The sequence below is a fragment of the Streptomyces sp. NPDC059008 genome, from assembly GCF_042749045.1.
Lineage (GTDB): Bacteria > Actinomycetota > Actinomycetes > Streptomycetales > Streptomycetaceae > Streptomyces.
In genome coordinates, this window is the sequence record NZ_JBHYJC010000011.1 from 184,604 (window position 1) to 195,324 (window position 10,721).

9 protein-coding genes and 1 pseudogene are annotated in these 10,721 nt (G+C 69.5%); 4 read left to right on the forward strand and 6 right to left on the reverse strand.

Annotation, left to right across the window (positions count from 1 at the left end; genetic code table 11):
* Positions 1-476: 476 nt before the first annotated feature.
* Together ACFWZH_RS16690 and ACFWZH_RS16695 are read right to left on the reverse strand one after the other, a co-directional pair.
* Positions 477-977, reverse strand: a pseudogene (locus tag ACFWZH_RS16690) (DUF4158 domain-containing protein); the annotation flags it as partial.
* A gap of 92 nt (positions 978-1,069) precedes the next feature.
* The gene (locus tag ACFWZH_RS16695) at positions 1,070-2,425 is read right to left on the reverse strand and encodes a right-handed parallel beta-helix repeat-containing protein (protein ID WP_384430666.1); all 1,356 of its coding nucleotides are present in this window, start codon (positions 2,423-2,425) and stop codon (positions 1,070-1,072) included.
* An 87-nt stretch (positions 2,426-2,512) separates the two neighbouring features.
* Between ACFWZH_RS16695 and ACFWZH_RS16700 the strand changes: the two genes are divergently transcribed.
* The 4 genes from ACFWZH_RS16700 (at position 2,513) to tgmB (ending at position 6,647) form a co-directional block, all read left to right on the forward strand.
* Positions 2,513-3,670 (forward strand): Dyp-type peroxidase, encoded by a 1,158-nt coding sequence (locus ACFWZH_RS16700; RefSeq protein ID WP_384430669.1) that lies wholly within the window; start codon positions 2,513-2,515, stop codon positions 3,668-3,670.
* 160 nt (positions 3,671-3,830) lie between these two features.
* Positions 3,831-5,228 carry an NAD(P)/FAD-dependent oxidoreductase gene (locus tag ACFWZH_RS16705; RefSeq protein WP_384430672.1) on the forward strand — a complete coding sequence of 466 codons (1,398 nt, stop codon included), beginning with the start codon at positions 3,831-3,833 and terminating at the stop codon, positions 5,226-5,228.
* Between the two features lie 202 nt (positions 5,229-5,430).
* Positions 5,431-5,679, forward strand: coding sequence for a putative ATP-grasp-modified RiPP (gene tgmA, locus ACFWZH_RS16710; protein WP_384430675.1), 249 nt, complete (start codon positions 5,431-5,433; stop codon positions 5,677-5,679).
* Complete coding sequence (gene tgmB, locus ACFWZH_RS16715; RefSeq protein WP_384430678.1) at positions 5,679-6,647, forward strand: ATP-grasp ribosomal peptide maturase; 969 nt, start codon at positions 5,679-5,681, stop codon at positions 6,645-6,647. Before tgmA ends, tgmB begins: the two co-directional genes overlap by 1 nt.
* A 43-nt stretch (positions 6,648-6,690) precedes the next feature.
* On the opposite strand, the gene ACFWZH_RS16720 is transcribed toward tgmB, so the two are convergent.
* The 4 genes from ACFWZH_RS16720 to ACFWZH_RS16735 form a co-directional block, all read right to left on the reverse strand.
* A complete protein-coding gene (locus ACFWZH_RS16720; protein WP_384430791.1) occupies positions 6,691-7,299 on the reverse strand; it encodes a LysE family translocator in 609 nt (202 codons plus the stop codon).
* A 143-nt stretch (positions 7,300-7,442) separates the two neighbouring features.
* Entirely contained in the window at positions 7,443-8,042 is a 600-nt protein-coding gene (locus ACFWZH_RS16725) for an SMI1/KNR4 family protein (protein ID WP_384430681.1), read from the reverse strand.
* Between the two features lie 147 nt (positions 8,043-8,189).
* Positions 8,190-9,833: a purine-cytosine permease family protein gene (locus ACFWZH_RS16730; protein WP_384430684.1), complete on the reverse strand. Its 1,644-nt coding sequence runs from the start codon at positions 9,831-9,833 to the stop codon at positions 8,190-8,192.
* Positions 9,834-9,989: 156 nt separating this feature from the next.
* Positions 9,990-10,457 (reverse strand): hypothetical protein, encoded by a 468-nt coding sequence (locus ACFWZH_RS16735; protein ID WP_384430686.1) that lies wholly within the window; start codon positions 10,455-10,457, stop codon positions 9,990-9,992.
* Between the last annotated feature and the right edge of the window lie 264 nt (positions 10,458-10,721).

The following is a 10,721-nucleotide window of genomic DNA, read 5'->3' on the forward strand; positions in this document are numbered from 1 at the left end:
AGCTTCGGCATGCCCTTCAGCTGGGCCTTGCCCTCCTCGCGCTCCGCGCGGGCCGGCAGCTTGGTGGCCATCAGCAGCTCGAACAGCGTCAGCGCGTCATCGGCCGACGAGTTCTCCAGATGCCGCACCGTCGTCAGCAGCGTCGCGGTCCGCCGCGGCTCCGCGAGCCGGCGCAGCGTCGGCGCGTGCGTGGAAAGCCCGTACCGGGGCAGCCCCGCCTGCTTCACCGGCGGCACCCGCCACAGATCCAGCTTCCGCGCCTCCATCGCGCGGAAGTCCCGGGCCCGCTCCAGCGCGGCCTTCTGGCCCCGTCCCGAGATGTCCCTCGGCGCCTTCCTCCACCGCTCCAGCACAGACACCGACGAGCCCTCCGGCACCGTCAGCAACCCCAGCAGCTCACGGCAGAACTCCGGTGCCACTGGCGCGTCCGCCACCGAGTAGATCAGCGCCTGCTCACCCCGCCGCACCTCCGCGACCAGGTAGGCCAGCGGCGTCATCCCCGGCAGCAGCACCCGGTTGCGCAGCAGCCATGTCACCGCACGGTCCAACAGCGCCCGCGGCCCCTCCGTCGACACCCACACCCGCCCCGCGATGTACTCCCGCAGCGTCAGGTCGCCCTCCTCGAAGTCCCGCAGCTTCAGCAGCTTCCGGATCTCCCGCGCGTGCTCGTTTTGCGTCGGCAACCGCTCCGGATACAGCTTCAGGCACGACGGATCGTCGATCCCCAACTGCTCCGCGACGAAGTCCGCCACCGACGTCGGCACTGCGGCCGGCTCGGAAAGGAACGTGCCCAGCATCCGCACCGTCCCCCACTGCACACCCCAGCCCAGCCGGTTATGGAAACGGCGCTTCGACCGGGCCGTCTCCAACGCCTCGGTGTCCAGCCTGTAGAAGGACCCCCGCTCCTGAACCGACGGCTCACCCGCGAACCGCCCGTACCAGGCGGCCTGATCATCCGATAGGCACTCAACTGACACGGCCTGTCAACCTGCGGCCATAGGCAGACGGAGCGACCACGAGGCCGTCAGTGATCAAATCGATACTCGGCGTTGGCCAGAGCCCTTAGCGTTCAATCCTGGAGCAATACCGGCGGGACCCCTACTCGCGCGTTCGCGGCGAGCAGGGACGCCGGGGGCAGCCGGATGCCCTCGGTCTTCGGCAGGGCCGGGACGGGCGGGACGACGGTGGCGCCCGCGGTGGCGGCGTCGGGGAACTGCGGCTGCGGAGCAGGCGCCGCGACCTCGGTGAACGGGATGCCACCGGGTGCCGTCGGCGCCGCCCACGTACCGGCCGGCGAGGACGACCCGGGCGGAAGCGGGCAGGCCGCAGTCGTCGCGAGCCGGGCGGGCACGGTGCTGCGCAGCTCGTTGCCCCGCAGGCAGTTGCCCCGTCCCCGCGTGGCGGTGGGGAACGTCCAGCCGACGTCGACGCCGTTGCCGGTGAACGTGTTGTGCACGATCTGGTTGCCGACCGGCGCTATGTCGGCGGTCGCGGTGATCACCAGCCCGGCGTTGCGGTTGCCGGAGATGCGGTTGCGGACGAACCGGTTCTCGCTGCCGCCGTCGATGCCGGCGCCGATCCCCCACCCGCCGTCGGCCTGCTCCGGGGTGGCCGTCTGCTGGTTGGCGGCGATCAGATTGCCCGCGATGACGGAGCCCTTCTGCGGGAGCAGTTTCTCCTGGTGGTCGGAGTTGGTGGTGAGGCCGACCCGGTTGCCGACCAGGCGGTTGCCGACCACGTACATGTCCGCGCTGGCGTTGGTGCCTTCGTAACCGACGGCGTTGAGTTCGGCGACGTTGTCCCGCACCACGATGTTGCAGGGCCTGCACTGGCCGACATAGATCCCCGAGTCGGCGCCGCCCGACGCGTACGAGTGCTCGATAACGCCGTTCTGGGCGGAGAACGCGTAGATGCCGTACAGACCGTTGCGGGTCGCGGTCACGTGGGAGACCAGGAACGACTTCAGGAACGTGACGGGCTCGTCGCCGGTGTCGTAGCCGCCGCTGCCCCCCGGCAGGCCGGCGGCCGCCTTCGCCGAACCGGTGACCAGGACGCCGTTCTGCGTGTTGTTCTCCACGGTCAGGTTCTCCACGGCCACCCCGGGCGCCGAGACGACGACGCCGTTCGGCTGCCGCAACCGCCCGTCGATGACGACCTTGTCCCGGGACACACCGCGGAGAGTGATGCGCGCCGTGTCGATCTTCACCGACTCGCGGTACACGCCCGGCGCGACCAGCACCAGGTCACCGGACCGAGCCAAGGACACCGCATCCGAGATCGTCGGGGCATCGGCAGGTACTCGGATCGTCACCTGCGCACCGGCCGGACGCCGGCCGCTGCCCGATCCGCCATCGCCGCCGCAGCCTGCCACCAGTGTCAGCGTGCCCACTACCGCCGCCACCACGCGAAGGGTTAATCGAGGCATGATCCCAGTCTGGCATGACGCCCAATTCCACGCCAGAATCACGAAGTTGACCGGCATGCACGATTCGGGTGTGGCACTCTGCACCGCATGCGCCGAGCCGATCACCACCCGTCACGCCGCACGTTCCTCGATGTCACCGGCGCCCTGATGGCCGCCGGTCTGACCGCCGGGTGCACATCGGACTCCGCCCGCCCGGGCCGGCACGCTCCTACCCCAGGAGCCACGCCCATACCGGTTTCGGCGACGGGCCGCCACCAGGCAGGCATCACGCTCCCCCAGCCGGCCCAGCCCAACCTGCTCGCCGTGGTGGCCGACCTCGGTGCCACCGTGGCTCCCGGCCCGATACTGGCCGAACTCGGGCAGGCCATCCGCACGCTCACAGCGGGGACCGACAGGCGGCTGCTGGGCCTGCCGCCGGGCGACCTCACCGTGACCGTCGGTGTGGGCTCCCGGCTGGTGCGCACGGCCGGTGCCTCGCTGCCCGGCGCGGCCGACCTTCCGCGATTCTCCCGCGAGCGGATCGCCCCGCAAGCACGCGGCGGAGACCTGCTGATCCAAATCTGCGCCGGCGACCCGCTGCTCTTACCGGTCGTCGCCGCCGCGCTCCTGGACCAGGCCGGTGACCGCCTCCGCGAACGCTGGCGCCAGTCCGCACGCCGCGGTACGAACGTGTCCGTCGGCAACGGCCTTGCCGTGCCACGCAATCCGCTCGGTTTCATCGACGGCATCGTGGGCCCGCACACGGCCGCCGAACAACAACGCGACCTGTGGCTGGCGGGGCCCCCTGCGGTCGCCGGCGGCACCCTTGCCGTACTACGGCGTATGGAACTCGACCTGTCGCGGTTCGCCGCCCTGTCCGTGGCCGAACAGGAAGCGGTCTTCGGGCGGCGCCGGGCCAGCGGCGTCCCCCTCTCCGGCGGCGCCGCCGCCTCGGGCCCGGAACTCGGAGCCAAGACACCGGACGGGCGCTACCTCGTCCCCGCGGACGCCCACGTGCGCAGAGCACACGCCACCGCGGTCGGGGTCGGGCTCATGCTCCGCCGCTCCTACAGCACCGACGAGCCCGCCCCCGGCCTGCTCTTCATCAGCTTCCAGAACGACCTGCGGACCTTCACCGCCACCCTCACCCACATGGAAACCTCCGACGCGCTGCTGCCCTTCACCACCACGACCGCCAGCGCGACGTTCCTGATCCTCCCCGGCTTCGACCGGCAACACCCGCTCGGCTCCCAGCTGTTCGGCTGAAACCCGCACGCGCTCGCCGTGGCGGGACATACCCGAGCGGTACGGCCGGTGGGAGACGGCATATGCCCTGTTCCGGCGTTGGCGGGGGCGCCCTGTCGGCGACGGCGGGAGGTGCTGTTCATTGGTTGCCGTGGTTCCTGCCTTCGGCCCAGGGGGTGTGATGTCCGCACGCGTACTGCCCCAGACGGAGATCTTGGTGGTCGGCGGGGGGCCCGCGGGTTCCACGTCAGCGGCATTGCTGGCCGCGCAGGGCTTCGAGGTGACCCTGCTGGAACGCGACTGCTTCCCCCGCTACCACATTGGGGAGTCGCTGCTTCCGTCGCTACTGCCGATCCTGGACCTCCTCGGGGCCCGGGAAGCGGTGGAGGAGCAGGGCTTCGTGCACAAGTCGGGGGCGTACTACGACTGGGGCGGTCAGCAGTGGTCGCTGCGATTCGGACGACTGGACCAGGCCGGCTACAGCTTCCAGGTCGTCCGCTCCGCCTTCGACCAGGTCCTCCTGCAGCATGCCCGCAGCCGGGGTGTGCAGGTCTGGGAAGGAACCACGGTGCGCGGCATCTCGTTCGAGCAGGGACGCGCGGCGCGGGCGGGATTCGTCTCCGGCGACGGCGGGTCGGGGACGATCTCATTCCGCCACCTGGTGGACTGTTCCGGGCGAGCGGGGCTGCTGGCTTCCCGGCAGTTGCGTACCAGGCGCTTCCATGACGTCTTCCGCAACGTAGCCACCTGGGGATACTGGCGCCGGGCCGCGCGGGTTCAGCAGGCGCCCGAGGGAGCGATCTGCATCTTCTCGCTGCCCGACCACGGCTGGTTCTGGGCTATTCCGCTGCACGACCAGACCGTGAGCGTGGGCCTGGTCACCGACAAACGCTCCTTCGCCGCCGCCCGCCGCGAGTTGGGGAGCGTCGAGGCGGTCTATGCCGCATGCCTCGGTGACGCACCTGCTCTGGCCCGTATGCTCGGCGACGCCGAACGCGTCGGTGGGTTGAGGACGGAGAGCGACTACTCCTACGTCGCCGACCGGTTCTGCGGGCCGGGCTACTACCTCGCCGGTGATGCCGCCTGCTTCCTGGACCCGCTGCTGTCCACCGGTGTGCACCTGGCCATGTACAGCGGTCTGCTGGCCGCCGCGTCCATCGCCGCCGTCCACCGCGGCGAGGTCGACGAGGGCGACGCCCGCGCCTTCTACCAGACCGCCTACCAGCACGCCTACGAACGTCTGCTCATCCTCGTCGGCGCCTTCTACGACATCCACCACGGCCGCGACGCCTACTTCCGGCACGCCCAGCAGCTCAGCCACCGCGACCAGCAAGGCCTGCGCCTGCACGAATCGTTCTTGCACATCATCAGCGGCATCGAAGACCTCCACGACGCACAACACAGCCCCGTCGACGTCCTCTTCGACCGCCTGCAGACGCCTCTGCACGGCCGGCCACCGACTGGCTTGGGCGGACACGGCACCAGCCTCATGACCCCCTGGCCCACCACACCCACCCACGCCGCCGCAGGTCACTACCTGACCCTCGAACCCCACCTCGGCCTCCGCCGCGCACCGTGATGCCTGCGGACCGCAGCGCTGAAGAGGGCCATGCCGCTCCACTGGGTTGTATGCCGCGGGGAGGGGGCGTCTGGGTGGGACGCGGCGGAGGCCGGCTCTCCGGAGTGTGGCGCGTACCCGGTCGGCTTGAGGCGGCCTTGAAAACCTCGCCCACCAAGGGGAGGGTCATTCAAACGAACAGTCGAAGCAAGGGAGTCGAACGATGGAAACGCGAGACCCCGGCGCGCCCTGGGGCACCACCCGCATGGCACCGTACGCCGAGACCGGCTCGTTTGCCCTGCGCACCCCGGTGATCGACCCCGCAACCCAGATCGCCGTCGTCATCGACGAGCACGGCCGCACGGTCGAACTCCACAACCACCAGACCAGCAGCAACACCTCGAACTCCACGAGTACCAGCAGCTCCGACAGCTACGACTCCGACGACTCCACGGACTCCGACCACGACTGATGATCACGGGACCGAGCGGGTCGGTGCTGGTATTGACCAACCCACACGACGTGACCACCGACGTGGTCCTGCGGATCCTCGCGGAACGCCAGGTCCCGGTAGTCCGTCTCGACCCCGGCACAGAGCTGCATACGGGTGCCGCGCTTACCGCCACGTACCGCACGGGCGATCAGGGCGGCACCTTGCGCACGCCGAGCCGCAAAGTCGACCTCACCGAAGTGCGCTCCGTCTGGACGCGCCGTCCCTCCCCCTTCGACGGCCCGCCGGAACTGGACGGACAGGAACGCCGGTTCGCGGCCTCGCAATCCCTGTGGGGTGTCGGCGGCATCCTGGCGTCGCTCTCCGGAGCCCATTACGTCAACCACCCGTGGAGCAACCGGGCGGCGGAGTACAAACCTGCCCAGCTCGCCGCCGCACAGCGCTGCGGCCTCTCGGTTCCCAGCACGCTGATCACCAACGACCCGGACCAGGCACGGGAGTTCGCTGCTCACCAGACCGGAGGGGTGGTTTACAAGCCCTTGTGGAACACCCGCTATACGGTTGACGGCCAAGCACAGCAGGTGTGGGTGCGGGAGGTGCGCCCGCACGAGATCACCGCCGCCGTGGCCGTCTGCCCGCACCTGTTCCAGGCCAAGGTGGAGAAGGCGTTCGACGTACGTCTCACGGCTGTGGGCAACCGGCTGTTCGCGGTCCGGATCGACAGTCCCGATCTCGACTGGCGGCAGCGGCAATCCCTGATGGAGTGCACGCCGATCGCCGTCCCCGACCGGGTCGCGCTCTCGGTGTCCGCCTACCTCACCATGTCCCGACTCACCTTCGGCGCGTTCGACTTCGCCGTGACGCCTACCGGCGACTGGTACTTCCTCGAGTGCAACCCCAACGGCCAGTGGGCATGGCAACCCGACTCGATCACCGAGTCGATCGCCCATGCCATCGCCGACGAACTCCAAAAGGGCCCGGAAGCGTGAGCCGGTCCGCGGGACTCCGGGCCGGCACGGTGTGCGCCACGCATCAGTCCGCGCGGCCCGTCGCGGCCACCGTCACGCCCAGGCCGATCATGGCGAAGCCGCCCGCCCCGCCGATCATCGACAGGCGCCGGTCCGAGCGGGCGAACCAGGCACGGGCCGCTGAGGCACCCAGGCCCCACAGCGTGTCCGTGATCAGGCCGATCGTGACCGGGACCAGGCCCAACAGCATCATCTGGAGGGGGACATGGCCCGCCGAGTGGTCCACGAACTGCGGCAGCACGGCGGCGAAGAAGACAATGCCCTTCGGGTTGGTGACGCCCACGAAAATCCCGTCCAGGACCGTGCGCAGATCGCCATGCCGCTCCCCCGCCGGGGCCGCCATGTCCGCCGCGCGCATGTCTTTGCGGCGCCGGAACGCCTGCATGCCCAGGTAGACGAGGTACGCCGCACCGGCGAGCTTCACGCCCATGAACACTGCCGCCGAGCTCTCCACCAGCGCGCCGAGGCCCCACGCGACAGCGATCACCAGGACGTACGAACCGACCAAGTTGCCGGCGACCGTCGCCAGCGCCGTGCGCCGGCCGTGGGCGAGAGCCCTACCGATCACGAACAGCACACTCGGCCCCGGAATGACGATCACCAGCAGCGACATCGCCGCGAACGCGAGAATGCTCTCCGAGGACACCACGTGTCCGTCACCTCCTGAGCTGCGTATTTAGGGGCCATCCAAACAGATGGCGCACCGTCCGCTCCAGGCTCATCCACATGCCGATATCAGGCGGGCCGGTATCCCTCCTACCGCCAGTCGAGGCGCCCGTCGACCACGCGCGGCGCGTGGTCGCCGTCTCCGAAGCTCCGACCCTCGCTGAGCGCGTCGGCGATCTTGGTCAGGTAGGCGGCGAACGTCTCCTCCCCCGGGTGCGGAAAATCGGCCTCGGCGTAGTTTCCGAGCAGCCCGTGCCCCTGGCCGGGGGTGCAGTCGACGAAGCTGCCGTAGAAGCCGTCCGGGTCGATGGTGGTGATCGGCAGGTACCGCTGCCCGGGCTCGTCGTCCAGGCGCTCGGCCGCGACCGGGCCCTCGAACCACGTGCCCAGGTTCTCCAGGGGGCCGAGGCCCTCACCATCGGGCAGGAAGTACCCGGTCGGCTCGGGAGCGTCGTGGGATGTGGGCCAGTCGAAATCCGAGGCTGGTCCGGTGCCGTTGCGCACCAGGTAGAAGGCCCGTACATCGGCCGGGACCGTCAAGTCGAGCTCCTGCTCCAGCGAGCGGAGCTCGTCCTCCGTCGCGGGCGCGGGCAGCCGCTGGAAGGTGCGGGGCGCATGCTCCTCCAACCACGTCTCGATCCGCGCCCAGGCGACGAGGGTCTGTTCAGCCCGTATCTGATCATCGGTCATAGCACGGACCTTAGCTGTGGGGTATGACACCGGCCGCCTGCCGCCGGTCGCTGGCCGCCGGTCGCCTGCCTCCTACCTCCTGCCGACTGCCGACTGCCGCTGGCAAGGCCTCACCGGACCACCCATCGAGTACGCCCGATACGCGCCCTACGGGGTGGCGGGCAGCACATGGTCGCCGGCCCGGTCGGTGCTCAGGCACAGCGAGCAGACCACCGCGTCGTGGGTGTGGCAGGCGGCCAGGTCCGGGCGCTCGAAGTCCTGCCGGCAGACATGGCAGGTGGCGAGGGTCGCGCTGGGGTTGCCGTCCGCGTCCAGCAGCGGTTCGTCGATTCCGTCATCGGTACGCCGCAGGTAGTAGCGGCCCTTGGTGGCCAGTGCCATCAGCGGTGTGAGGACGAAGGCGATCAGGGCCGCCGCGACCGGCGAGTACGGCTGGAGGAAGTCGCCCAGGACATGGAAGTACATCGCGATGGACAGTCCGGAGGCGGCAGTGAAGGCCACCACGCCCACGGGGTTGACGGCATACAGCATGCCCCGGCGGAACTCGGGGGCGTGTGGGGACAGCTTCAGCAGGTACTTGTTGACGATGATGTCGGTGGCGACGGTGACGACCCAGGAGATGGCGCAGTTGGAGTAGAAGCCCAGGATGGCGTTGAGGAAGCTGAACATGTCCGCCTCCATCAGGACCAGGGCGAACGCCAAGTTGGCCAGGACGAAGACCATCCGGCCGGGGTAGCGCTTGGTGACCCGGGTGAAGGAGTTGGTCCATGCCAGCGAACCGGAGTAGGCGTTCGTCACGTTGATCTTGATCTGGCTGATCACGACGAGGATCACGGCCAGCGGCACCACCAGCCACGAGGGCAGCATCGCGGCGAAGGCTCCGGTGAACTGCTGGATGGGCTCGGTGGCCGCGGCCGGGCCCACCTCCGCGAGGACGTAGACGGCGAGGAAGAGCCCGATGGCCTGCTTCAGCGCGCCCAGCACCACCCACCCGGGGCCGGCCATCACCACGGCCGTCCACCAACTGCGCTTGTTCGCCTCGGTCTTGGGCGGCATGAAGCGCAGGTAGTCGATCTGCTCACCGATCTGCGCGATCAGCGACAGGCAGACGCCCGCGCCCAGCAGCACCGATGCGGTGTTGACGCCGCTGCGACCGTCGGAGCCCGCGTACGACACGAAGCGCTGTACCGTTCCCGGGTCGGTGGCGACCAGATAGAGCAGCGGGCCCGCCATCAGCAGCAGCCAGATCGGGGTCGTCCAGACCTGGAGCTTGCTGAGCGCCTTCATCCCGTAGATGACCAGCGGGATCACCATGAAGGTGGAGACCAAGTAGCCCAGCCACAGCGGCAGCCCGAAGCCCAGCTTCAGCCCCTGCGCCATGATCGAGCCTTCGAGCGCGAAGAAGATGAAGGTGAAGCTGGCGAAGATGACGCTGGTGAGCACCGAGCCGTAGTACCCGAAGCCGGAGCCGCGGGTGATCAGGTCCAGGTCGATGTTGTACCGCGCCCCGTAGTAGGCGAGCGGAAAGCCGGTGACGAAGATGACCACGGCAGCGACGAGGATCGCGGCCAGCGCGTTCCCGGTGCCGTGGGTGAGGCCGATCCCCGCGCCTATGGAGAAGTCGGCCATATAGGCGATGCCGCCCAGCGCGGTGGTCGCCACCACCATCGGGGTCCAATGGCGGTAACTGCGGGGCGCGAACCGGAGGGTGTAGTCCTCCAGGGTCTCCGACACCGCCTGCCCGCGCTCCGGTTCTGCCGCGACAGCCGGTTTCGCATCAGCCTGGGTCATGCCGCGCCTCCTGGGGTGCCGTGGGAACTGCGACGTGCTGTGTCGCTCACGGCCGGACGTTAGGAAGCGCGTGTTACCGCGGCGTACTTCCCGGGTGAACCGGCTGTTTCCGAATGCCCGGCGGCCGCCGTCGTACGGGTTCTTCTGCCGGGCCTGTTACGACGTCACCGAGGCGCTGTAGATCGAGAGGGCTGCGATCCCGACCACGCAAGCAACGATCGCCCAGTAGCCGAAGCCCCTCCCGCTCACCCTCCTGCCCCCTCTTCTGCCCTTTCGCGCGGCGGAGTTGGTCGCTTGACGAGGAGCCGCGGGTCTGGATGCGGTCGGCGTGGGGCCGGCGGCCGTTTCGGCGAGCAGGCGGCGGCAGGTCGCCGCCAGCTGGACGGTTTCGGTGGAGAGCGACACCACGGCCTCGGATCGCGCCGGCGCGGTGGTACCACCGTCGAGGATGCGTCCCGCACGGATGAGGATCTCGTCCCTGCCGCCAGCCGGCGCGAGACTGATCCAGCGCTGTACGTGCTCGCCCCGGATGACCACTCCCCCAGACCGCTCGCGGTAGACGGTGTGTTCCCGCCAGAGTGTCTGCGCCAACGCCTGTGCGGTTTCTCGCAGTTGGACGCTCACGATCTCCCCCTACGCCACTTGCCGAATCGAACAAGCATCGCACTGTAGCGGTAGGTCACAGCTCTGGGCCATTCCATCGGAAGCCGTCCGAGCTCCGGGACGAGCATGAGGGGAGGCATGCCCACCGGGTGCGCCGCTGACCGTGGCCCGGGGCGGGCCCGGCTTTTGCGCGGCCGGGCCCGGCCCCCCCAAGAAGTACCCCGGCAGGGGGCCGCCCCCCGGGGGGCCGCAGGGGCAGAATAAACAAAAACAGCCCCCCACGCC